We start from the raw sequence: 22,700 nt of genomic DNA, 5'->3' as shown, positions 1-22,700 counted from the left end.
AGACACTCAGTGAACCATTGATAACCCATTCGTTACCTCTGTGAAATATAAGGCCTCTGAGGAACGCGAAAGCCCCGACGACGGCGTGTCATCGGGGCCTTTCCGCGCGATGCGGGTCTACTCTGGCGCGGGCACCTCGAGCCATTGGAACCAGCCCCGGTGCAGCACCAGCCACGCCATGAGGCCGTATCCGGCCTGTCCCGGGGTGCCGCAGTTGGCGGCGAGGTCGTGCCGCCACTGCTCGTGTGCCAGCAGCGGGGTGAACGTGTCGACGAAGACGTGCTTGCGTCGCGTGGTGACATCCCCGAAGGCTGCGGACAGGTCGGCCAGGCGTCTGTTCCGCTCGGCGTCGAGGCCGGGGGGCGGCCCGACCACCAGGACCTTCACGCTCGTCTGGGACGCGCCGTCGAGGATGTTCGCGAGGTTGAGCCGACTGCGGGCGGTGGAGAGGTCGAGATCGAGGTCGCGGTCCGACAGACCGATGACCAGACGGTTATCGTGTCCGTCCGCGAAGCGGCGGCCGGCCTCCTGCAACCAGCGGTTCGCCAGCGCTTCCGTGCCCTCCGCGGGGGCGGGGAGGCTGAACGCCTCGACCACGGCATTGTCGGGGCGCGTGCGGGCCATGACGCGACCGAGCCAGCCGAGGGCGCGGGGATCACCGATGCCCGCGAGGAGTTCGTCGCCCACTGCTGCTAGCCGGATTCTGCGTTGTTCCACTGGTCCCTCGGTGTGCTGGTCGTCGGTGTACGGGTGGGTCCGGCGGCGCTGCCTGCCGGCCTCGATCCCTTAAAGACATCAGGTGGGGCCGTGAGCCCCACCTGACATCATACTGATCGCTTACTTCTGCCGGCCGAACGCCTTCTTGATGAGCAACTCCTGCTCGATCGCGTGGTTCTTGGCCGATCCTGTGGCGGTCGAGGCCGAGGCCGGTCGGCTGGCGAGCCTGAGGGGCCGGTCCAGCTCCTGCGGCAGGTTCAGGCCGATGAACGGCCACGGCCCCTGGTTCGCCGGCTCGTCCTGTGCCCACACGAGCTCGGCATCGGGGTACGCGCCGACGGCGGCCCGGATCTCCTCGACGGGGAGCGGGTAGAGCTGCTCGACGCGGACGATGGCCGTCCGGTCGTCGTCGAGCTTCTGCCGTGAGGCCAGCAGGTCGTAGTACAGCCTGCCGGACACCATGATCACGCGCTCGACGTCCCTGCCCGCGGTTCCGAGCGTGTCGGGGATGACCGGGCGGAACGTGCCCTGCGTGAAGTCGTCGACCGAGCTCGCGGCGCCCTTGAGGCGGAGCAGCTGCTTCGGCGTGAAGATCACCAGGGGCTTCCGCGGCCGGGTGTACGCGTGGCGGCGCAGCAGGTGGAAGTGGGACGCCGCACTGCTGGGGTTGGCGACCACCATGTTCTGCTCGGCGCACATCTGGAGGAACCGTTCGATCCGGGCGGACGAGTGGTCCGGCCCCTGCCCCTCGTAACCGTGCGGGAGCATGAGGACCAGCGAGGACCGCTGGCCCCACTTCTGCTCCGCCGAGCTGATGAACTCGTCGATGATCGTCTGCGCACCGTTCACGAAGTCGCCGAACTGCGCCTCCCAAATCACGAGTGCATCGGGCCGCTCCACGGAGTAGCCGTACTCGAAGCCCATCGCCGCGTACTCGCTGAGCAGCGAATCGTAGACCCAGAACTTCGCCTGGTCCTGGGCGAGGTCGTCCAGGGGCAGCCACTCGTGGCCCGTCGCGCGGTCGTGGAAGACCGCGTGGCGCTGCACGAAGGTGCCGCGTCGGGAGTCCTGGCCGGCGAGCCGCACGGGAACGCCTTCCATGAGCAGCGAGCCGAAGGCCGCGATCTCGCCGAAGCCCCAGTCGATGCCACCCTCGCGCGACATCTGCTCACGCTTCTCCAGGAGGGCCTTCAGCTTGGGGTGGACGGTGAAGCCGTCGGGGATCGAGGTGTGCGCGGCGCCGATGTGAGCCAGCGTCTCCGCGCTGATCGCCGTCTGCGGAGCATCGCCCGTGGCGCCGTCGGCCTGCTGGGCGTAGGGACGCTCGAGGTCGGACACGGCCTGGGGATCCTTCGTGACCACGGGGATCGGCGAGGTCTGTGCCGCGTGTGTCTCCGCGAACACGCGCTCGAGGCGTTCCTGGTAGTCACGGAGCGCCTGCTCCGCCTCCTCCTGCGTGATGTCCCCGCGGCCGATCAGCGCCTCGGTGTAGAGCTTGCGGACCGAGCGCTTCGCCTCGATGAGGTTGTACATCATCGGCTGCGTCATCGAGGGGTCGTCACCCTCGTTGTGCCCGCGGCGGCGGTAGCACACCATGTCGATGACGACGTCCTTGTTGAAGCGCTGACGGAACTGGTAGGCCATCTGCGCCACGCGCACCACGGCCTCGGGATCGTCCCCGTTCACGTGGAAGATCGGCGCCTGCACCATCTTCGCGACGTCCGTCGAGTACACGGACGAGCGCGACGACGTCGGGCTCGTGGTGAAGCCGACCTGGTTGTTGACGATCACATGGATGGTGCCGCCCGTGCGGTAGCCGCGCAGCTGCGAGAGGTTCAGGGTCTCCGCGACGACGCCCTGGCCCGCGAAGGCCGCGTCGCCGTGGATGAGGATCGGCAGCACGGGGAAGGTCTCGCCCTGGTCGAGCAGGTCCTGCTTGGCGCGGACGATGCCCTCGAGCACGGGGTCGACGGCCTCGAGGTGCGAGGGGTTCGCAGCCAGGTAGACCTTCGTCTCGTTGCCGGCATCGGAGGTGAAGGTCCCCTCGGTGCCGAGGTGGTACTTCACGTCGCCGGACCCCTGGACGGAGCGCGGGTCCTGGGTGCCCTCGAACTCGCGGAAGACCTGCGCGTAGGTCTTGCCGGCGATGTTCGTCAGCACGTTCAGGCGGCCGCGGTGGGCCATGCCGATCGCGACCTCGTCGAGGCCGTCGTCCGCTGCTCCGGAGATGACGGCGTCGAGCAGTGGGATCAGCGACTCGCCGCCCTCGAGGGAGAAGCGCTTCTGCCCGACGAACTTCGTCTGCAGGAAGGTCTCGAAGGCCTCCGCGGAATTCAGCTTGTGCAGGATGCGCAGCTGCTCCTCGCGGCTCGGCTTGGAGTAGGGGTGCTCCAGCTCGTCCTGGAACCACTGCCGCTCGGTGGGGTCCTGCAGGTGCATGTACTCGATGCCCGTGGTGCGGCAGTAGGCATCGCGGAGGACGCCGAGCATGTCGCGGAACTTGAGCATCGGCTGGCCGCCGAAGCCGCCGGTCGGCCACTCGCGGTCGAGGTCCCACAACGTCAGGCCGTGCGTGCGGATGTCGAGATCGGCGTGCTTGCGCTGCACGTACTCGAGGGGGTTCGTGTCCGCCATGAGGTGGCCACGCACGCGGTAGGCGTGGATGAGCTGCTGGATCCGGGCGACCTTGTTGATCTGGTCCATCGGATCCACCTGGATGTCGGCACTCCAGCGCACCGGCTCGTAGGGGATCCGCAGCGACTCGAAGATCTCGTCGTAGAAGCCCTGCTCGCCCAGCAGGAGCTGGTGGATGATCCGCAGGAACTCGCCACTGCCCGCGCCCTGGATGACGCGGTGGTCGTAGGTCGAGGTCAGCGTGATCGTCTTGCTGATGGCGTGCTTGGCCAGGGTCTTCTCGCTCGAACCCTGGAACTCGGCGGGGTACTCGAGGGCGCCCGCTCCGATGATGCAGGCCTGTCCCTTGGAGAGCCGGGGCACGGAGTGCACCGTCCCGATCCCGCCGGGATTGGTAAGGGACACCGTGGTGCCGGCGTAGTCGTCGGCACCGAGCTTGCCCGCGCGGGCCTTCCTCACGAGGGCCTCGTAGGCGTGCCAGAACTCCGAGAAGTTCATGGTCTCGGCCTTCTTGATGTTCGGCACCACGAGCGAGCGCGTGCCGTCCGGCTTCGGCATGTCGATGGCGAGACCGAAGTTCACGTGCGCGGGCTGCACGGCGGACGGCTTGCCGTCGATCACGTCGTAGTAGACGTTCTGCGAGGGGAACTGGGCCAGCGCCCGGATGATCGCGTAGCCGATGAGGTGCGTGAACGAGACCTTGCCGCCCCGGGCGCGCGCGAGGTTGCTGTTGATGACCACGCGGTTGTCGATCAGCAGCTTCGCGGGGATGGCGCGGACGCTGGTCGCGGTCGGGACGGTGAGGCTGGCCTCCATGTTCGTGGCGATCGCCTTGGCGGGTCCACGCAGCACACTGACCTTGTTCTCGTCCATCTCGGCATTCCGGTCCGAGGCCGGGAGTTGCGCGGGGATGGGCTTGACGGCGGACTTCTCCTCGCGGGAGGTCTCGGGCTTTCTGGCCGGTTCCTTCGCCACCGGAGGCTTGCCGCTCTCCTGCGTACTGGCCGGGCTCTCGCCCGACGCCTTGGGTGCGGGTGCCTCCGCCGTGACGACGGGGAGTTCCTTGGTCGGCGGATGGGCCGTCACCGACGATGTGGGGCTTCCGGCAGCAGGGGTCTGGGGCCTGGTCGACGCGGGTGCGGTCGCGGGATCGGCGGGCTTCGACGCCGAGGGGCGTCCGTTCTCCGCAGGCGCCGATTCCGCATCGAACGAATCGAAGAGCTCCCACCACTTCCGGTCGACCGAGTGGCGGTCCTTCTGGAACTGCTCGTAGAGTTCGTCAACAAGCCACTCGTTCCCGCCGAATTCTTCAGGTAACCGGTGGCTGGTCTGTTCTGGCACGTGTAAACGCCTCTTCCGTAAGTTGCCCTGAGCGCGGAGCGGTCGGCAGGATCGGCGCGAAGCCGTGTCCGGACCCTGTCCAAGTGTAGTGACAGGACTGACGAACAATCCAATCAGGCGCGTCGCCCGGGTACCCTCCCGGGCGGGTGCCGCGAACGGCCCGTGGGCGGCGGCCGGAGTGGGAGCGGTGCGGTCGACGCACTAGACTCCTTGCGGCCGTCCATGCGGTCGCTCAGCCCGCCGCTCACCCCGCCGTCGAGACAGGGACACCATGCGCTTCATCACCCCGCCCACCACCGATCTCACCTACTCGGACGTCTTCCTCGTCCCGTCCGCGTCCGAGGTCGTCTCCCGGTTCGACGTCGATCTCTCCTCCGACGACGGGACGGGCACCACCATCCCCCTCGTCGTCGCGAACATGACCGCGGTCACGGGGCGCCGCATGGTCGAGACGGTCGCGCGCCGCGGAGGTCTCGGGGTACTTCCGCAGGACGTGCCGGCCGAGGTGATCGCGGAGGTCACGTCCTGGGTCAAGGAACGGCATCCCGTCTTCGAGACGCCGCTGAAGCTCCGTCCGGGCAGCACCGTGATCGACGCGCTGCACCTCATGTACAAGCGCGCGCACGGAGCGGTGCTCGTCGTCGACGACGGCGGGACCTGCGTGGGGGTGGTCAACGCGGCCGACTGCGAGGAGGTGGACCGGTTCGCCTCCCTCGAGTCCGTGATGCGACCCGCCCCGGCGGCGTTCGATGCGGCCCTGTTCGACGCCGACCCCGCGGCCGCGCTGCAGAAGGCGTTCGAGGACCTCGACGGTGCGCGCAGCTCGCTCGCGCCGGTGGTGCGCGACGGCGTCCTGCAGGGCGTCGTCACCCGCACCGGCGCACTCCGCTCCACCATCTACGATCCCGCGCTCGATGGAGCGGGGAGGTTGCGGGTGGCCGCGGCGGTGGGCATCAACGGGGACGTCGAGGCGAAGACGGCCGCCCTGCTGGATGCGGGTGTCGACGTGCTCGTCGTCGACACCGCCCACGGCCACCAGCGGAAGATGCTGGACGCGCTCGCGGTCGTGCGGGGACTGCATCCCACGGTGCCGATCGTCGCGGGCAACGTGGTCAGCGCCGAGGGAGTACGCGACCTCGTCGCGGCCGGCGCGTCGATCGTCAAGGTCGGCGTGGGCCCCGGTGCCATGTGCACCACCCGCATGATGACGGCCGTCGGCCGTCCCCAGTTCTCCGCGGTGTACGAGTGCGCCCGTGCCGCCGCCGACCTCGGCGCCCACGTATGGGCCGACGGCGGGGTGCGCCACCCCCGCGACGTCGCCCTCGCGCTCGCCGCGGGAGCCAGCCAGGTGATGATCGGTTCCTGGTTCGCCGGCACGTACGAGAGCCCCGGCGACCTGCAGACCGACAGCAACGGCCGGCGCTACAAGGAGAGTTTCGGCATGGCCTCGGCGCGGGCGGTCCAGAACCGGACACGGCGCGACGACGTCTTCGCCCGTGCCCGCAAGGGTCTGTTCGAGGAAGGCATCTCGACGTCCAAGATGTACCTCGACCCCGCCCGGCCCGGGGTGGAGGACCTGCTGGACATGATCACCGCCGGCGTGCGCAGCTCCATGACCTATGCGGGCGCCGCGTCCCTGGCCGAGTTCCGTGAGCGCGCCGTCGTCGGCGTGCAGTCGGCTGCCGGCTACGAGGAGGGCCGTCCGCTCCAGCAGAGCTGGTAGGGCGCGCGGGGCCGGTGGCCGGCACGGATCGGTGCGATCGCGGTCAGCGGAATCGCGTGTGGCGGAGAAGGGCGGAGCCGGTAAACTGGCCGTCTTATGGACAGTCCTTCTAGGGGCCGGCTCGACGCCGGCATCCCCTCTCTCCTTGCCCATGCGCTGTCCGGCCCGCAGGTCGGACCTCCCGCCGACGTGGACCACGGCCCGGTGCCACTGCCGACGGACGCCGCGGACCCCCTCAGACAGGGACCGCTGCGATCCCTGTCCCGCCCGACCGGGAAGGGGTAGCAGCGGTGGAATGGATCTATCTCGCCGCCGGCGTACTCCTCGTCCTCGGGACGGGATTCTTCGTGGCGGTGGAGTTCGCACTCGTCGCGCTCGACCAGACCTACGTCCAGCGGGCGGTCGACGACGGCGACACCAGGGCCGAACCGCTGCTCCGTTGCCTGAAGTCCCTCTCCACGCAGCTCTCGAGCTGCCAGCTGGGCATCACGATGACCACCCTGCTGACCGGTTACGTGATGGAGCCGTCCGTCGGGCGGCTCCTCGAGGGTCCGCTGACGTCCCTCGGGCTCTCGGAGGCGCTCGTGGCGTCCTCCTCGATCGTCATCGCGATGGTGCTCGCCACCCTGCTCTCGATGCTGATCGGCGAGCTCGTCCCCAAGAACCTCTCCATCGCCCTGCCGTTCCGGGTGGGCAAGGCCCTCGCGCGGCCGCAGCTGCTGTTCACGGCGGTCTTCAAGCCGGCCATCGTCGTGCTCAACGGGTTCTCGAACCGGGTCCTCAACGTGTTCGGACTCGAGGCGAAGGAGGAGATCTCGGGCGCGCGCACGCCGTCCGAACTCTCGTCCCTGGTCCGTCGTTCCGCCGAGATGGGAACGCTCGACCAGTCCACCGCCACCTTCCTGGCACGCACCTTCAGCTTCTCCGAGCGCACGGCCGCGGACGTCATGACGCCGCGGATCCGCATGGAGGTCATCGACTCCGACCAGACGGTCGCCGATGTCGTCGAGGCCGCCCGGCGCACGGGCTACTCGCGGTTCCCACTCATCGGTGAGTCCGCCGATGACATCCGTGGCGTGGTCCACGTGAAGAAGGCCGTCTCCGTCCCCCGTCACAAGCGGGCCGACCTACCAGCAGGGACCATCATGACCGACGTGCTGCGCGTGCCGGAGACCGTCCACCTGGACTCGTTGCTCAGCGAACTCCGGGAGGCCAACCTGCAACTCGCCGTCGTGCTGGACGAATACGGCGGGACGGCGGGAGTCGCGACGCTCGAGGATCTCGTCGAGGAGATCGTGGGCGAGGTGAAGGACGAGCACGACAAGCTCAAGCCCGGTGTGCTCCAGAGCGCGGCCGGCGACTGGTTCTTCCCCGGTCTCATGCGACCTGACGAGGTCACCCTGCAGATCCCCGACCTCGTGGTGCCGGACGAGGCAGGGTACGAGACGGTCGCCGGGTTCATCCTCGCCGAACTCGGCCGCGTCGCCGAGGCGGGCGACGTCGTCAGCGTCCCGGCCGGGACGCTCACGGTCGAGCGCATGGACGGACGGCGGATCGACCGCGTCCAGTTCCGGCCGACGCCGGTCCAGGGACCGCCCGAGCCGGACGGATCCGACAGCGCCGCTGACGATGCCCCGGACCGCGCCGTCGTCCCCGAACACCGGCCGGTCACCGACGAGACGCGACCGCCACGCACCGGGACTCCCGCCCTCGCGGGGAGCACCTCCGACGGGAAGGACCACCGATGAGCGACTGGGCAGGGATCGTCTGGCTCGTCGTCCTCCTGATGGGCAACGCCTTCTTCGTCGGCGCCGAGTTCGCGGTGATGTCGGCACGCCGCAGCCAGATCGAGCCTCTGGCCGATGCAGGCTCGAAGCGGGCGCGCACCACCATCTGGGCGATGGAGCACGTGTCCCTCATGCTGGCCTGTTCCCAGCTCGGCATCACGGTGTGCTCGCTGCTCATCCTCCAGGTCGCGGAGCCGGCCATCCACCACCTGTTCGTGGTGCCGTTCGAAGCCGTCGGTGTTCCCGAGGGACTGGCCGACGGTGTGGCGTTCGCGCTGGCCCTGCTGCTCGTCACGTTCCTGCACGTCACGTTCGGGGAGATGGTGCCGAAGAACATCTCGGTGTCCGTCGCCGACAAGGCGGCGCTGCTGCTGGCGCCACCGCTCGTCATGATCGCCCGGATCGTCAACCCGGTGATCTCCTCCCTCAACTGGGCTGCGAACCATATCCTGCGAGCCATGAAGGTGGAACCGAAGGACGAGGTGTCCTCGACCTACACGCTCGAGGAGGTGCAGTCGATCGTCGAGGAGTCGACGAAGAGCGGCCTGGTCGACGACGAGTCCGGACTGATCACCAGCGCGCTCGAGTTCTCCGGGCAGACGGCCGAGACCACCATGATTCCCCTCACCGAGCTGGTGACGATCCGGACCGACGCGACGCCCGAGGACTTCGAGCGGGCCGTGGGCCGCACCGGTTTCTCGCGGTTCGTGATGGTGGACGAGCACGGCAACCTGACGGGATACATGCACCTGAAGGACATCATGTCCATGCCGCAGGCGATGTACCGCAGACCGATCACCGAGAACAAGGTCCGCACCCTCGCCAATCTCGCTCTCAGCGACGAGATCGAGGATGCGCTGGCCGTGATGCAGCGCACGGGCTCCCACGTGGCGCGCGTGCTCGGGTCCGACGGCGCGACCCGTGGCGTGCTGTTCCTCGAGGACGTGATCGAGCAGTTGATCGGCGAGATCCGCGATGCGACGCAGAACCATGGCGCGCGGCGATCGGGAGAGGGCGTCAACGGGACCGAGGCGACAGTCGCCTGACGGAGGGGTGGCTGAGTGCGACATGCGAACGGTTCGCGTGTCGGCTAGACTCGATTCGCTAACGTAAACAATTCTCAATAGCCCGATCGAGGTCCTCCATGCCTGCTGCCCGTCCTCTCGCCGTGACGGCCCTGCTCGCGGTGTCGGCCCTCGGCCTCACCGCCTGTGGAGCCGGGACCCCGGACGCCGGGTCCTCCGGGGCCGAGGGGGGTCTCTCGATCGTGACGTCGACGAACGTCTACGGGGACATCGCCGCGGTGGTCGGGGGCGACGACGTCGAGGTCACCTCGATCGTCGACAGCCTCAGCCAGGATCCGCACTCGTACGAGGCGACGGTGCAGGACAAGCTGTCCGTCTCCGAGGCGGACCTCGTGATCGAGAATGGGGGAGGGTACGACGCCTTCCTCGGCCGCCTCGCGGAGGAGACCGGGGTGGGGACGGTGCTGAACGCCGTCGACCTGTCGGGACTCGACGAGGCCGCCGGGACCGGGGAGCACGCCGACGAGGCGGAGGACGACCACGCCGACGGGGAGGACCACGGCCACGGCGCGTTCAACGAGCACGTCTGGTACGACCTGCCGGCCATGGTCACCCTGGCCGGTGCGATCGCGGACGAGCTCGGACGACTCGACGAGGTCAACGCCGACGCCTACCAGGAGCGCGCCGACGCCTTCGCGGCGGAGGTGCAGCCCGTTCAGGACCGCCTGGCCGCGCTGGCCGCCGAGGGGGCCGGCAGGGAGGTCGCGGTCACGGAACCCGTTCCCGTGTACCTGCTGGAGGCGGCGGGCCTCGAGAACGTCACTCCGGAGGGGTTCAGCGAAGCGGTCGAGGAGGAGTCCGACGTCCCGGTGGCTGCCCTGAACGAGATGAAGGACCTCGTCAGCGGTGGCCGGCTGGCCTTCCTTGCCTACAATGACCAGACCGAGGGATCGCAGACGGAAGCGGTCCGCTCGGCCGCTGACGGCGCCGGCCTCCCGGTGCTCGACTTCACCGAGACACTGCCCGACGGCGAGGACTACGTGTCCTGGATGACGGCCAACACGGACACCGTCGAGGTCGCCCTCGAGGGCTGAGGCCGTCAGACCGAGAAACCGGAGTGAACGGTCGGAACCCTCCACCGCCACCTCCACGACAGACTGGAAGCCGCCCCGCATGACCTCGACGTTGCCCCGGCAGAGCCCCTCCTCCCAGGGTGGGGATCAGCCGGCCATCAGCCTGCGCGGGGCAGCGCTCTCGTTCGGCGGCCGCACCCTGTGGAAGGGACTGGACCTCGACATTATGCCGGGGGAGTTCTTCGCCGTCCTCGGTCCGAACGGCTCGGGCAAGACCAGCTTCCTCAAGGTGCTTCTCGGTCTGCAGCAGCTCGACACCGGGACCGCGCTGATCGAGGGCCGGCCCATCGCCCGCGGCAGCCGGACCCTCGGGTACATCCCGCAGCAGAAATCCTTCCCGCCGGACACGCCGCTGCGGGCCAGGGACCTCGTGGGCCTCGGCGTGGACGGGCACCGCTGGGGTGTCCGGCTGCGCAGCAGCGCCTACAACGCGCGGGTCGACCGGCTCCTGCGCGACGTCGGGGCCGAGACGTACGCGGACGCGCCGGTCGGACTGCTGTCCGGCGGCGAGCAGCAGCGACTCCGCGCAGCGCAGGCGCTGGCCTCGGATCCGGCCGTCCTCCTGTGCGACGAGCCGTTGCTCTCGCTCGACCTGCACCATCAGCAGGCGGTCAGCTCGCTCATCAACCGGCAGAGCCATGAGAAGAACAGCGCCGTGGTCTTCGTGACCCACGAGATCAACCCCGTCATCGAGTACGTGGACCGGGTGCTCTACCTGGCCGACGGCGAGTTCCGGGTGGGCACGCCCGAGGAGGTTATGACGGGCGAGGTGCTGTCGGACCTCTACAACAGCCCCGTGGAGGTCCTGCACAGCAACGGCCGCATCATCGTCGTCGGCCTTCCGGACGCCACCACGCACCACCACGAAAGCGCCTAGACCATGGATCTCCAGGACGCCATCAGCGCCGTCTTCACCTTCGACAACTACGCCCAGCTCCTCCCACTCGTCAGGAACTCACTGATCGCGGGAGCCGTGCTGGGACTGCTCGGCGGACTCATCGGCACCTTCGTGATGATGCGCGACCTCGCGTTCGCCGTGCACGGGATCGCCGAACTGTCCTTCGCCGGCGCCGCCTTCGCCCTGCTGGTCGGGGCGAACGTGGTGGCGGGTTCCCTCGTCGGGTCCGTCCTCGCCGCCCTCACCCTGGGACTGATGGGCATCCGGGCGCGCGACCGCAATTCGATCATCGGCGTCGTCATGCCGTTCGGTCTGGGGCTCGGCATCCTCTTCCTCGCGCTCTACGAGGGGAGGGCGGCCAACAAATTCGGACTGCTGACCGGGCAGATCGTCTCCGTCGACGACGTGCAGCTGAACCTCCTGGTCGGATGCGCCGTCGTCGTGATGCTCGCGCTGGCCGCGATCTGGCGTCCCCTGACCTTCGCCAGTGCCGACGCGGATCTCGCGGAGGCACGCGGTGTACCCGTCCGCGGGCTGTCGATCCTCTTCATGGTGCTGCTCGGGGTCTCGGTGGCCCTCTCCATCCAGGTGGTCGGGGCGCTCCTGGTGCTGGCCCTGCTCATCACGCCTGCGGCCGCCGCCCTCAAGGTCACCTCGGCCCCCGGCCTGGTGGTGCTCCTCAGCGTGACCTTCGCCTGCGTCTCGGTGGTGGGCGGAATCCTCCTCGCCCTGGGCGGACGCATCCCCATCAGCCCGTACGTCACGACGATCTCGTTCGCCATCTACCTCGCATGCCGTGTCATCTCGTCGAGGAGGTCGCGCCGGGGATCGCGTCGGGGCACGGCGGGTCCGGAGCCGGGCCGAAGTGTCAGGCGTCCTGCGAGCGCTCCGGCTGGCTGACGGCGTCCGCGATCGCCTGCTCCATGTTGCGGAGGAAGCGGGTGACCGTCTCGGTCTCCTCGCTGGTCAGTCCGTCCGCTGCTGCCAGCACGCCCTGCTTCTCGATGTCGAACGCCGAGCGGAACTCGTCGGTGGCACGCTCACCGGGCTCGAGGATCACGGCACGTCGATCGACCGGATGCCGGCGACGACGGATGAAACCGGCCTTCTCGAGCCTGTCGATCACGAGCGTGGTGGACGCACTCGAGATCCCCAGCGCGAGAGCGAGATCCTTGGGGCTCGCACCCTGGTCCCGGTGCCAGACGGAGAGCAGGTAGCGCAGGGCCCCGAGGTCCGTCTCGTTGATGCTGAGCCGCTGGCTGAGGCGTCGCCGGAGGCCGCTCTCCACGTTCCGGTAGGCGCGCAGGGCGTTCAGGACGTCGACGCCCGTGGCTGCCTCCGCGGTGCTCCCTTCTCCTGACGGCGGGTACCAGTATCCTGCTCCCTGCCGTGCGTCCGAAGGTTTCATGGTGACAGTTTAGACCATCTAGTAGTCAATCTCTCTAGGGAGGTCCCGGGACCACCAGCGGTCGGTTCGACGGTCAGGCGTTCTGACGGGGGAGGGCCTGCGCGGCACCGTCCGCCGCGGTCATGCCGGACATGGCGGCGCCGAGCCGCAGGAGGAACCGGTGGATCGTGGCGCAGTCCCGGGGAGGGAGAGCAGCGGCGACACCCATCATCCGTTCGTGGAGGACGCCCATCGTGGACCGTACCTCGTCGTCGGTGGTGGGTGTCGGCCAGATCTCGATGGCCCGCCGATCGGTGGCGCTGCGCCGGCGTTCGGCGTGGCCGCTCTTCTCGAGCCGGTCGACGAGGACCGTGGTGGCGGCCGAGGAGATCTCGAGCTGCCGGGCCAGCGCCGCTGCGCTGAGCGGTGTGCCGGTCCGGCCGGCCCGGAGCATCAGGCGGAGGGCCGACATGTCCGTCTTCCCGAGATGCATCGAATCCCTGCTCGTTCCGCGCATGGACTCCTCGGCGTCGCGGTATCGGCGGACCGCCTCGATCAGGTCCGCGAGGGCACCTGCGTCGGCAGGATCGCCGGGTGCGGGGGACTGCGGGCGGTCGCCGCTGGGGCCGGAGCTGCCGGAGGACATCACCGTTCAAGGATAATCGACGGTGCCGACACGGTCAGCGGGAAGATCTCCGCCGCGATGGACGCAGCAGGGCGGCTCATCGGGTCGCGCCGACGTCCCGACGCCTATCGGACGCCGGCTGCCGCAGCAGTGCACTCGGGGCAGAGTCCGTAGATCTCCACCGTGTGGGCGGCATCGGTGAAGCCGTGCTCGGCCGCGACCCGTGTGGCCCACTGCTCGACGGCAGGGGCTTCGATCTCGACGGTCCTACCGCAGTTCCTGCAGAGCAGGTGGTGGTGGTGGTGCTCGACGGCGCAGCGCCGGTACACCGCTTCGTTGTCACCGTTCCGCAGGACGTCCACCACGCCGTCGTCGGCCATGGACTGGAGGATCCGGTAGGTGGTGGCCAGGGAGACCGACTCGCCGCGGTCGTGCAGGAGCCGGTGGAGCTCCTGCGTGCTCAGGAAGTCGTCGAGCTCGTCCAGTGCAGCGCTCACGGCGCGCCGCTGGCGCGTCACCCGTTGCTCGGGGGCCTTGCGGCCGGTCGGAGCAGCTTCGGCATCCGGTCCCGTGCCCGTCCCGGTGTTCCGCGCCGTGCGCGGTCCCTGCTCGTGAGCAGCCTTCCGCGCTGCCGCGGATGTCGCCTCGGGCGTCATGTCCTCCCTTTCCCGCGGGCACTCGGGTGCCCTGGACCAGAGTCAAGATTATCAGCGTGGGCGCGAGTAGTCTGAGGCCATGAAGCTCACCAAGTACTCCCACTCGTGCGTCCGGTTCGAGCAGGACGGCGCCGTCCTCGTCGTCGACCCCGGCACCTTCTCGGAGGTCGAGGAGGCCCTGCAGGGTGCCACCGCTGTGCTGATCACCCACGAGCATCCCGACCACATCGCGCTGGACCGCGTGGTGGCGGTCCTCCAGGCCGACCAGGGGATCGAGCTCTGGGCGCCGCAGTCGGCGGCGGACGCTGTGGTCGCGGCACTGGGGGAGGGCTCGGAGGAGCGCGTCCACGCCGTGGGCGGTGGCGAGGAGTTCACTGCGGCCGGCGTCCCCATCAGGACCTACGGGGGGCAGCACGCGCTGATCCACCCCGTCATCCCGATGATCGCCAATGTCGGCTACCTGATCGGCGGATCCGTCTACCATCCGGGCGACTCGCTGATCGTCCCCGACGGCATCGGGGTGCAGACGCTCCTGGTCCCGGTGCATGCGCCCTGGTCGAAGCTGTCCGAGGTGGTGGACTTCGTGACCTCCGTGCGGGCGGCGCGTGCCTACCAGATCCATGACGGGCTCCTCAACGAGGCCGGCCTCGGCATGGTCGAGGGCCAGGTCACCCGGCTGGGGGCGCCCTACGGCACCGAGTTCCGCCACCTCGACGTGCGGGAGAGCGTCGAGGTCTGACGGACGCAGGCCGCTGCGTGTCCCTCAGGACGCGTCGTGTGGCCACCGGCCGGTGGCGAAGAACGATTCCAGCACGGCCGCTGGTTCCGCGGGGTCCAGGCCCTTGCGCCTGAGCCAGGCGTCGTCGTCGTACGTCGCCGTGTACCGGTCGCCGGAGTCGCACATCAGGGACACGATGCTCCCGGTCCGTCCGTCGGCCACGAGGTCGGCCACGAGTTGCCAGACTCCCCAGAGATTCGTCCCGGTGGACGGTCCGGCGTGCAGGCCGGTGAGCGCCCGCAGGTGGCGGGCCGCGGCGACGGAGGCCGCATCCGGTACCTGGATCATCGCGTCGATCACGGAGGGGACGAAGCTCGGTTCCGGACGGGGCCTGCCGATCCCCTCGATGCGTGACGGACGGCCGCCGGGCGTCGATCCCGGGTGCGCCCACGCCGGGTAGAAGGCCGACCCCTCGGGATCGACGACGGCCAGCCGCGTGGGGTGGCGATGGTAGCGCAGGTATCGCCCGATCGTGGCGCTCGTTCCGCCCGTGCCCGCTCCCACCACGATCCACGCGGGCAGCGGGTGCGGTTCGAGGGAGAGCTGGTCGAAGATGGACTCGGCGATGTTGTTGTTCCCCCGCCAGTCGGTGGCACGCTCCGCATAGGTGAACTGGTCCATGTAGTGTCCGCCCGTCTCGCGGGCGACCGTCTCGGCGACGGCGTAGACGTCGGAGGCGTGCTCGACGAACCGGCAGGTGCCGCCGTACTGCTCGATCAGGGCGATCTTCTCGCGGCTCGTGGTCGCCGTCATCACGGCGACGAACGGGAGGCCGAGGAGCTGCGCGAAGTAGGCCTCGGAGACGGCGGTGGAGCCGCTGGAAGCCTCCACGATGGTGGTCCCCTCCGTGATCCAGCCGTTGACCAGGCCGAACAGGAACAAGGACCGGGCGAGGCGGTGCTTGAGGCTGCCCGTGCGGTGCGTCGACTCGTCCTTGAGGTAGACCTGGACGCCCCATTCCTCGGGGAGGGGGACGGCGAACAGGTGCGTGTCCGCGGAGCGGTTGCCGTCCGCCTCGATGCGGCGCACGGCGTCGTCGGACCACGATCTGTCGGCGGCGCTGAACCTGGGCATGATGCCAGCCTACAAGCCGTGCCAGGGCCGTCCTGCAGGTCCGGCGTGGGCTTCTTGGAGCGGGGACGGCAGTGTGGTGGACTGGCCTGCATCAGGACCGGCCGCGGTGACCACCGCAGGTCCGGTCGCCCGTCCCGACAGGAGATCTCGATGAAGACTCTGATGGGTGTGCAGGACCTGCAGGCCCGGATGACCTCCGGTGCGCAGACGATCCTGCTCGATGTGCGCTGGTCCCTGGGTGACCCCCACGGACACGAGCACTACCGCGCAGCCCACATACCCGGTGCCGTGTTCGTGGACCTGGAGACGCAGCTGTGCGCACCCGGCGGGCCCGGCCTCGGCCGCCATCCGCTCCCGGATGCCGACGCGCTCCAGGAAGCTGCACGCCAGTGGGGACTCAACGACGGCGACACCGTGGTCGCCTACGACGCGTCCGGGAACCTCGCGGCGGCCCGGCTGTGGTGGCTCCTGCGGGACGCGGGCTTCACCTCCGTCAGCCTGCTCGACGGCGGTCTGACCGCCTGGCGTGCCGCCGGGTTCGACGTCGAGGGCGGGGAGGAGCGCCACTGCGTGGGGAACGTGCACCTCTCCACCGGGCGGATGCCGGTGGTCGACGTGCCGGACCTCGTGGATGCGGCGCTGGTCGACGTGCTCCTCGATGCCCGCGCCGCGGAACGCTTCCGGGGCGAGCTGGAACCGGTCGATCCCCGGGCGGGCCACATCCCGGGTGCCATCAGCGCTCCGACCACCGAGAACCTCGGGGAGGACCGGCGCTTCCGGCCGGCAGCGGAGCTCCGCCGCCGTTTCGACGCCCTGGGCGCCGACCGGGGGAGGGTCGCCGTCTACTGCGGATCGGGGATCACCGCCGCCCACCAGATCGCCGCGCTCGAGATCGCGGGCATCGACGCCGCACTGTTCCCCGGCTCGTGGTCGCAGTGGTCGACCACGGAGGGGCTTCCGGTCGCCACGGGCGCCTGACCGCGGGCGGACCGGGCGGGGCGGGTGCCGACGGCGACACTCGTCCCGCCCGTCCACTCCTGTGTCGTGGAGGCGCACAGCACACGACGCCGCAGCGCAGTCGCCGCGGCACGGTCGTCGCTGCACGTTCTCCGCTGCACAGTCGCCGCGGCACGGTCGACCCCGGCCGTGCCGCGTCCCGCGTGGTGGATCGCAGCTGCACCGCGCGGTAGCGTCCTCCGTATGAACCCGGGACGCCCCGCTCCACCGCCACTGCGCGGTCCCGTCCGCCTGCCGGAGCGCCAGGGCAGTGCTCCGACCGCCGCACCACCAGGAGTCCCCATGACCACGCTCTTCACGAAGATCATCGACGGCGAGATCCCCGGCCGCTTCGTCTGGCAGGACGACGACGTCGTCGCCTTCCTGACGATCGCGCCCATCACACCGGGCCACACGCTGGTCGTGCCCCGCCAGGAGATCGAGCACTGGCTGGAAGCCGACACCGACACGCTCGCGAAGGTCATGACGGTCGCCCAGACGATCGGGAAGGCGCAGCAGTCGGCCTTCGGTGCGCAGCGTGTCGGCGTCCTCCTCGAGGGCTACGAGGTGCCGCACCTGCACGTCCACGTGTGGCCCACGCAGTCACCGGCGGACTTCGACGTGAAGAAGGTGGACCTCGCCGTGAAGCCGGAGGCGATGGACCAGCACGCCGAGACCCTGCGCCAGGCGCTGCGCGACGCCGGTCACGGGGAATCGGTCCCCGTGTGACGGGCCTACCGCGCGGCAGCCATCGCCTCGTTGAGGGCGGTCCTGATCCGCTTCTCGGACACGGAGTACGCGGTACCGAGGTCCTGCGCGAACAGGCTGACGCGTAGCTCCTCGGTCATCCAGCGCACGCGGCGGAGGCTCTCGGGCCGGTGCCGCCCGGCCGCGAGGGACGCCACGGCGTCGTCGTACTCGTCCTCCAACCGCTGCACCGTCGCCAGGCCGAGGCCGTCGCGCTGGACGTTCGTGGGCAGCTTCTCCAGACGGACCTCGATGGCCCGGAGGTAGCGCGGCAGGTGCGCGAGCTGCGCGTACCCCGTCGCCGCGACGAACCCCGGATACACGAGGTGCTCCAGCTGGCTGCGGATGTCGTTCAGGGCCGTGATCAGCGCGAGGCTCGTGGTGCCCCTGAGCTGCTTCTGGATCCGTCGCGTACTGGCGAGGATCTTCTCCACGGTGGCCGTGACGGTGAAGACCGTGTCGATCAGCTCGGCCCGCACCTCCTCGTACAGTCGGTCGAACGCCTCGTCGGTCCAGGGCAGGTCCTCGGGGACGAGCTTGTCGATCGCGGCCAGCGAGCAGTCACGGATGAGTTCCGCGACACTCCCGTGCGGGTTCTGGCTGAACGTGAGCTTCTCCGTGTTGCTGAGGTGCTCCAGCACGTACTTCGCCGGACTCGGGATGCGCAGGGACAGGAGCCGGATGATCCCGGCGCGCATCACCGTGGCCTGCTCGCCCGGCGTGGGGAAGACCCGGAGACCCACGGTGGCACCCTCGTCCACGAGCGCCGGGAAGCCCGTGATGCGGTGGCCGGCAACCGTTCGCGAGACCTCGCGCTCGATGCTGCCGAAGACCCAGGCCTTCTCCCCGGTGCGCTCCGCCACCGCCGGGGCCTCCGCGACGGCGACCCCGCCCCTCACGGCTCCCGCGGCGACGTCGGGGACGTCCCGCGATGCGGGTGTCCGGGCGTCCCGGCCGTCGGTGCGCGCCGGTCCGTGGCGGGCGTCGTCGCGCCCCAGCGGACCGGTGCTCCCGGTGCCCCGCCCGTCGTCCGCCGTGCCGCCGGCACCCCTGCCACCGCGTCCGGGGCCGCGGGAGGTTCCCTCCCGCCGCGTGCTGCCCGGTGTGGCACCGAGCGACTGCGCGATGGCGCGGCTGACCGCCGGGGCCAGGGACTCCCTCAGGGCCTCGAGATCGCGGGACTCGTCGAGGACCCGGCCGTCGGCGTCGACGATGCGGAACATCATCAGCAGGTGCGCCGGGATGGTCGACCAGTTCCACGAGCCCGGCGGGATGATGTGTCCGCGCAGGCGGCGCAGCGCGAGCTCGAGCGACGTCTCGAGATCGTCCCCGGCCGGGTCGAAGTCGGACGCCAGGGCGGCGACGGTGGACCGGGCGACGTCCGGGGCCGGCACGAAGTTCTTCCGCACCTGCTTCGGCAGGGACTTGATGAGGGCCGTGACGAGCTCGACGCGCTGTCCGGGGATCTGCCAGCGGAAGGGCTTCGGATCGAGCTGGTTGAGGAACAGCACAGGGATGGTCACGGTGACGCCGTCGTGCGCGCCCGGGGTGAGGGGCGAGAACTCGTAGGTGAGCGGAAGCTCGAACCCCGCCTGGTGCCAGACGGTCGGGAAGGCCGTCTCGTCGAGCTCTGTGGCGTCGTCGGCGAGCAGCTGCTCCGGATCGAAGTCGAGCAGGTCCGGGGACTCGTGGCGTGCCTTCTTCCACCATGCGTCGAAGTGGCGCTCCGATACGACGTCGGCGCCGATGCGCTGGTCGTAGAACTCGAAGAGCGTCTCGTCGTCGACCCGCAGGTCCCGCCGCCGCAGGCGGTTCTCCAGCTCCTCGATCTCGGCCAGCCGGGCCTGGTTGCGGCTGAAGAACGTGTGGTGCGTCTTCCAGTCGCCCTCGACGAGGGCATGCCGGATGAAGAGCTCGCGGGCCACCTCGCGGTCGATCCGCCCGTAGTTGATGCGCCGCTGCGGCACGATCGGCACGCCGTACAGCGTCACCTTCTCGTAGGCCATGACCGAGCCCATCTTCCGGGACCAGTGCGGCTCGCTGTAGGTGCGCTTCACGAGGTGCGGGGCCACCTGCTCGGCCCACAGGGGATCGATCCGGGCGACGACCCGCGCCCAGAGCCGGGAGGTCTCGACGAGTTCGGCGGCCATCACCCAGTCCGGCGACTTCTTGAACAGGGCGGACCCCGGGAAGACGGCGAAGCGTGTCCCGCGGGCGCCCGCGTACTCGCGCTTGCGCTGGTCGTAGAGACCGATGTTGCTCAGCAGTCCCGACAGCAGGCTGACGTGGATCTGCTCGTGCAGGCCCACCGGGTCCACGGGTCCCGCGGGCAGGGTGATGCCGAGGGGTTTGGCCAGCTGGCGCAGCTGCTGGAACAGGTCCTGCCACTCCCGGACGCGGAGGTAGTTGATGAACTCGGCGCGGCACAGCTTGCGGAACTGCGTCGAGGACAGCTCGTCCTGCTTCTCCTGCAGGTACCGCCAGAGGTTGAGGTACGCCGTGAAGTCCGAGTTCTCGTCCACGAAGCGCTTGTGCTTCTCGGCGGCCTGCTGCTGCTTGGCGGGCTGGTCCGCGGACGGCCGCTCGCGGGGGTCCTGGATGGTCAGGGCCGCGGCGAGCACCATGACCTCCTTGACGGCGCCGCGGGCACCGGCCTCCACGATCATCCGGCCCAGTCGCGGGTCCACGGGGAGCTGGGCGAGCTTGCGGCCGACGGCGGACAGACTGCCGTCGTCCTTCAGCGCGCCGAGCTCACGCAGGAGCGCGACGCCGTCATTGATCGCCTTCGTTTCGGGCGGCTCCACGAACGGGAACTCCGCGATGTCCTTCGGACTCCGCGTGACCCCCATGGCGGCCATCTGCAGGATGACGGCGGCGAGGCTCGTGCGCAGGATCTCCGGCTCGGTGAAGGGCCGGCGGGAGGCGTAGTCCTCCTCCGAGTAGAGGCGGATGGCGATACCGTCCGAGACGCGGCCGCTGCGCCCCGATCGCTGGTTCGCCGACGCCTGCGAGACGCGCTCGATCGGCAGTCTCTGCACCTTCGTGCGGTGGGAGTAGCGGGAGATGCGCGCGGTCCCGGTGTCGATGACGTACTTGATGCCGGGCACCGTCAAGGAGGTCTCGGCGACGTTCGTCGCGAGGACGATCCTCCGGTGGCTGCCCGTCGGGCGGAAGACGCGGTGCTGCTCCTCGAGGGAGAGCCGCGCGAACAGGGGGAGGACCTCGGTCCCGCGGAGTCGCTGCGTCGCCTGGATCCGGGCGCGGAGAGCATCGGCGGCATCGCGGATCTCGCGCTCGCCGGAGAAGAACACGAGGATGTCGCCGGGAGCCTCGAGGGAGAGCTCGTCGACGGCGTCGCAGACCGCGTCGAGCGGATCGCGCTCCTCCTCGAGCTCGCTGTCCGCGCCGCCGTCCCCGTCGTCGAGCCCGCCCGGCGGCTGGTCGAGCGGCCTGTACCGGATCTCGACGGGATAGGTGCGTCCGGAGACCTCGATGATCGGGGCGGGCGAGGTGTTCTCCACGGCGGCGTCGGCGGCGAAGTGCGCGGCGAAGCGCTCCGGGTCGATGGTCGCCGAGGTGATGATGACCTTGAGGTCCGGGCGCTCCGGCAGGATGCGCCTGAGGTAGCCGAGGATGAAGTCGATGTTGAGGCTGCGCTCATGGGCCTCGTCGATGATGATCGTGCTGTACTTGCGCAGCATGCGGTCGTGCTGGATCTCGGCGAGCAGGATGCCGTCCGTCATCAGCTTGATCTTCGTCTTCCGGCCCACGGAACCGGTGAAGCGGACCTGGTACCCGACCTCCTCGCCGAGCGGCACCTGCAGTTCCTCCGCGATGCGTTCGGCGACGGTGCGGGCTGCGAGGCGCCGCGGCTGGGTGTGGCCGATCAGCCCGTTCTCGGCGAGGCCGAGCTCGAGGCACATCTTCGGGATCTGCGTCGTCTTCCCGGAACCGGTCTCGCCGGCGATGATGGTGACCTGGTTGGCCGCGATGGCGGCCATGATGTCTGCCCGGCGGTCCGAGACGGGGAGGTCCGCGGGGTAGGAGAGTGTCAGTGCCATAGTTGCCTGCCAGTCTAGTTCCTCGCGTCCACCCGGTGTCGGGCGTTCACCGAGGGCTGCGGCTCCCACCCTCCGCGTCAGGACTCCGTGGCAGCCCCGGCGGACCGCCGCAGCCGGTCCGCGACAACGGCCACGCGCTCGCGCATCTCCGGGGGTTCGAGCACCACGAAGTCGATGTCCCAGCTCGCGAGGTAGGCCAGCGGGAAATCCAGCGAGTCGAAGCCGGCCCTCAGCAGGGTGTGGTCCTCGCCGTCGGCCTCGAGGGTCCCTGTGCTCGAGGGCACGCGGGCCTCGAGCTCGTGGAGGGGTGCGCTGAAGCGGATCACGGCGTCGTAGGAGTAGGGGGAGCGCGTGATGGACTGCTGGACGTAGGCGGCGAGGTCGGCGGCCGGCAGCGGGCGCGGGACGAAGCGATCGCGGGCCACCGGCACGCTCTGGCATCGGTCCACGCGGAACGTCCGCCAGTCCTCGCGCGAGCGGTCGTAGGCGACGAGATACCACCGACGGCCGGTGTCGACGAGCCGGTAGGGCTCGACGACGCGGCGGGACGACTCGCCGTCGTGCCGGTCGTAGCGGAAGGCCACGCAGCGCCGCTCCGTGATCGCCGCGGAGAGAGACGTCAGCACCTCGGGATTCACCGGCGTGCTCGCGGCGGCCATGCGCGTGACGGCTGAGCGGAGACCCGAGAACCGCGGGCGGAGGCGCGGCGGGAGGACCTGCTCGAGTTTCGTGAGCGCACGGACGGACGCCTCCCCGACCCCGGAGACAGGGCTCGCCGTCACGGCGGTCAGACCGATCGCGACGGCGAGCGCCTCGTCGTCGTCGAGCAGGAGGGGAGGCAGCTGCGCGCCGGCACCCAGCTGGTAGCCGCCCGCGACACCGGGGGAGGCGTTGATCGGATAGCCGAGCGTGCGCAGCTTCCCGATGTCCCGGCGGACGGTCCGCTCCGTGACGTCCATGCGCTGGGCGAGCGCCGGTCCGGTCCACTCGCGCCGCAGCTGAAGGAGCGAGAGGAGCTGCAGCAACCGGGCCGAGGTCTCGATCATGCTCCAAGGGTACGGCGACGTGCGGTCAGCACCTGTCCGCATTATCCGGCGGTGCCCCACGGGCAGCCGCCC

17 protein-coding genes are annotated in these 22,700 nt (G+C 69.8%); 9 read left to right on the top strand and 8 right to left on the bottom strand.

Going from position 1 to position 22,700, the window contains the following annotated elements; translation table 11 throughout:
- Positions 1–117: 117 nt before the first annotated feature.
- Both NVV32_RS10485 and NVV32_RS10480 read right to left on the bottom strand, forming a co-directional pair.
- Positions 118–717 carry a GDSL-type esterase/lipase family protein gene (locus NVV32_RS10485; RefSeq protein WP_422390103.1) on the bottom strand — a complete coding sequence of 200 codons (600 nt, stop codon included), beginning with the start codon at positions 715–717 and terminating at the stop codon, positions 118–120.
- A gap of 120 nt (positions 718–837) precedes the next feature.
- Complete coding sequence (locus NVV32_RS10480; RefSeq protein ID WP_422390102.1) at positions 838–4,692, bottom strand: multifunctional oxoglutarate decarboxylase/oxoglutarate dehydrogenase thiamine pyrophosphate-binding subunit/dihydrolipoyllysine-residue succinyltransferase subunit; 3,855 nt, start codon at positions 4,690–4,692, stop codon at positions 838–840.
- A gap of 271 nt (positions 4,693–4,963) precedes the next feature.
- Here NVV32_RS10480 and NVV32_RS10475 point away from each other — a divergent pair, with 271 nt between their 5' ends.
- The 6 genes from NVV32_RS10475 (at position 4,964) to NVV32_RS10450 (ending at position 12,158) form a co-directional block, all read left to right on the top strand.
- Positions 4,964–6,415 (top strand): GuaB1 family IMP dehydrogenase-related protein, encoded by a 1,452-nt coding sequence (locus NVV32_RS10475; RefSeq protein WP_422390101.1) that lies wholly within the window; start codon positions 4,964–4,966, stop codon positions 6,413–6,415.
- Positions 6,416–6,705: 290 nt separating this feature from the next.
- Entirely contained in the window at positions 6,706–8,163 is a 1,458-nt protein-coding gene (locus tag NVV32_RS10470) for a hemolysin family protein (protein WP_082471625.1), read from the top strand.
- Entirely contained in the window at positions 8,160–9,248 is a 1,089-nt protein-coding gene (locus NVV32_RS10465; RefSeq protein WP_422390100.1) for a hemolysin family protein, read from the top strand. Before NVV32_RS10470 ends, NVV32_RS10465 begins: the two co-directional genes overlap by 4 nt.
- Positions 9,249–9,346: 98 nt before the next feature.
- Complete coding sequence (locus tag NVV32_RS10460; protein WP_422390099.1) at positions 9,347–10,321, top strand: metal ABC transporter solute-binding protein, Zn/Mn family; 975 nt, start codon at positions 9,347–9,349, stop codon at positions 10,319–10,321.
- Between the two features lie 79 nt (positions 10,322–10,400).
- Positions 10,401–11,237 carry a metal ABC transporter ATP-binding protein gene (locus tag NVV32_RS10455; RefSeq protein ID WP_422390098.1) on the top strand — a complete coding sequence of 279 codons (837 nt, stop codon included), beginning with the start codon at positions 10,401–10,403 and terminating at the stop codon, positions 11,235–11,237.
- 3 nt (positions 11,238–11,240) lie between these two features.
- On the top strand, positions 11,241–12,158 hold the full coding sequence (locus tag NVV32_RS10450; protein ID WP_422390097.1) for a metal ABC transporter permease: 918 nt from the start codon (positions 11,241–11,243) through the stop codon (positions 12,156–12,158).
- Here the strand turns inward: NVV32_RS10450 and NVV32_RS10445 are convergent.
- The 3 genes from NVV32_RS10445 to NVV32_RS10435 form a co-directional block, all read right to left on the bottom strand.
- Positions 12,127–12,666, bottom strand: a complete 540-nt coding sequence (locus tag NVV32_RS10445; RefSeq protein ID WP_422390096.1) for a MarR family winged helix-turn-helix transcriptional regulator — start codon at positions 12,664–12,666, stop codon at positions 12,127–12,129. The two genes, NVV32_RS10450 and NVV32_RS10445, sit on opposite strands and share 32 nt — an antisense overlap.
- A 73-nt stretch (positions 12,667–12,739) precedes the next feature.
- Entirely contained in the window at positions 12,740–13,291 is a 552-nt protein-coding gene (locus NVV32_RS10440) for a MarR family winged helix-turn-helix transcriptional regulator (protein WP_422390095.1), read from the bottom strand.
- 104 nt (positions 13,292–13,395) lie between these two features.
- Entirely contained in the window at positions 13,396–13,926 is a 531-nt protein-coding gene (locus tag NVV32_RS10435; RefSeq protein WP_422390094.1) for a Fur family transcriptional regulator, read from the bottom strand.
- Positions 13,927–14,005: 79 nt separating this feature from the next.
- Here NVV32_RS10435 and NVV32_RS10430 point away from each other — a divergent pair, with 79 nt between their 5' ends.
- Positions 14,006–14,665 carry an MBL fold metallo-hydrolase gene (locus tag NVV32_RS10430; protein ID WP_422390093.1) on the top strand — a complete coding sequence of 220 codons (660 nt, stop codon included), beginning with the start codon at positions 14,006–14,008 and terminating at the stop codon, positions 14,663–14,665.
- Between the two features lie 24 nt (positions 14,666–14,689).
- Here the strand turns inward: NVV32_RS10430 and NVV32_RS10425 are convergent, their stop codons facing one another.
- Positions 14,690–15,778 (bottom strand): PLP-dependent cysteine synthase family protein, encoded by a 1,089-nt coding sequence (locus NVV32_RS10425; RefSeq protein ID WP_422390092.1) that lies wholly within the window; start codon positions 15,776–15,778, stop codon positions 14,690–14,692.
- A gap of 150 nt (positions 15,779–15,928) precedes the next feature.
- Between NVV32_RS10425 and NVV32_RS10420 the strand changes: the two genes are divergently transcribed.
- Together NVV32_RS10420 and NVV32_RS10415 are read left to right on the top strand one after the other, a co-directional pair.
- A complete protein-coding gene (locus NVV32_RS10420; protein ID WP_422390091.1) occupies positions 15,929–16,756 on the top strand; it encodes a sulfurtransferase in 828 nt (275 codons plus the stop codon).
- A gap of 321 nt (positions 16,757–17,077) precedes the next feature.
- Positions 17,078–17,503 (top strand): HIT family protein, encoded by a 426-nt coding sequence (locus NVV32_RS10415; RefSeq protein WP_422390090.1) that lies wholly within the window; start codon positions 17,078–17,080, stop codon positions 17,501–17,503.
- 5 nt (positions 17,504–17,508) lie between these two features.
- Here NVV32_RS10415 and hrpA read toward each other — a convergent pair whose 3' ends face one another.
- Entirely contained in the window at positions 17,509–21,582 is a 4,074-nt protein-coding gene (hrpA, locus tag NVV32_RS10410; protein WP_422390089.1) for an ATP-dependent RNA helicase HrpA, read from the bottom strand.
- 77 nt (positions 21,583–21,659) lie between these two features.
- Positions 21,660–22,628 (bottom strand): helix-turn-helix transcriptional regulator, encoded by a 969-nt coding sequence (locus NVV32_RS10405; protein WP_055773049.1) that lies wholly within the window; start codon positions 22,626–22,628, stop codon positions 21,660–21,662.
- Positions 22,629–22,700 lie beyond the last annotated feature (72 nt).

The organism is Arthrobacter sp. N1 (genome assembly GCF_048288285.1).
Lineage (GTDB): Bacteria > Actinomycetota > Actinomycetes > Actinomycetales > Micrococcaceae > Arthrobacter_D.
The sequence above is the reverse complement of the archived record's forward strand: the minus strand, read 5'-3'. Positions and strand labels throughout refer to the sequence as shown.

What these genes read in the sequence shown, in the direction of transcription:
- NVV32_RS10440 (WP_422390095.1), bottom strand. Translation starts at nt 13,291, where the DNA reads ATGTCCTCCGGCAGCTCCGGCCCCAGCGGCGACCGCCCGCAGTCCCCC.
- NVV32_RS10465 (WP_422390100.1), top strand. Translation starts at nt 8,160, where the DNA reads ATGAGCGACTGGGCAGGGATCGTCTGGCTCGTCGTCCTCCTGATGGGC.
- NVV32_RS10435 (WP_422390094.1), bottom strand. Translation starts at nt 13,926, where the DNA reads ATGACGCCCGAGGCGACATCCGCGGCAGCGCGGAAGGCTGCTCACGAG.
- NVV32_RS10455 (WP_422390098.1), top strand. Translation starts at nt 10,401, where the DNA reads ATGACCTCGACGTTGCCCCGGCAGAGCCCCTCCTCCCAGGGTGGGGAT.
- NVV32_RS10450 (WP_422390097.1), top strand. Translation starts at nt 11,241, where the DNA reads ATGGATCTCCAGGACGCCATCAGCGCCGTCTTCACCTTCGACAACTAC.
- NVV32_RS10405 (WP_055773049.1), bottom strand. Translation starts at nt 22,628, where the DNA reads ATGATCGAGACCTCGGCCCGGTTGCTGCAGCTCCTCTCGCTCCTTCAG.
- NVV32_RS10420 (WP_422390091.1), top strand. Translation starts at nt 15,929, where the DNA reads ATGAAGACTCTGATGGGTGTGCAGGACCTGCAGGCCCGGATGACCTCC.
- NVV32_RS10430 (WP_422390093.1), top strand. Translation starts at nt 14,006, where the DNA reads ATGAAGCTCACCAAGTACTCCCACTCGTGCGTCCGGTTCGAGCAGGAC.
- NVV32_RS10445 (WP_422390096.1), bottom strand. Translation starts at nt 12,666, where the DNA reads ATGAAACCTTCGGACGCACGGCAGGGAGCAGGATACTGGTACCCGCCG.
- NVV32_RS10425 (WP_422390092.1), bottom strand. Translation starts at nt 15,778, where the DNA reads ATGCCCAGGTTCAGCGCCGCCGACAGATCGTGGTCCGACGACGCCGTG.
- hrpA (WP_422390089.1), bottom strand. Translation starts at nt 21,582, where the DNA reads ATGGCACTGACACTCTCCTACCCCGCGGACCTCCCCGTCTCGGACCGC.
- NVV32_RS10415 (WP_422390090.1), top strand. Translation starts at nt 17,078, where the DNA reads ATGACCACGCTCTTCACGAAGATCATCGACGGCGAGATCCCCGGCCGC.
- NVV32_RS10475 (WP_422390101.1), top strand. Translation starts at nt 4,964, where the DNA reads ATGCGCTTCATCACCCCGCCCACCACCGATCTCACCTACTCGGACGTC.
- NVV32_RS10460 (WP_422390099.1), top strand. Translation starts at nt 9,347, where the DNA reads ATGCCTGCTGCCCGTCCTCTCGCCGTGACGGCCCTGCTCGCGGTGTCG.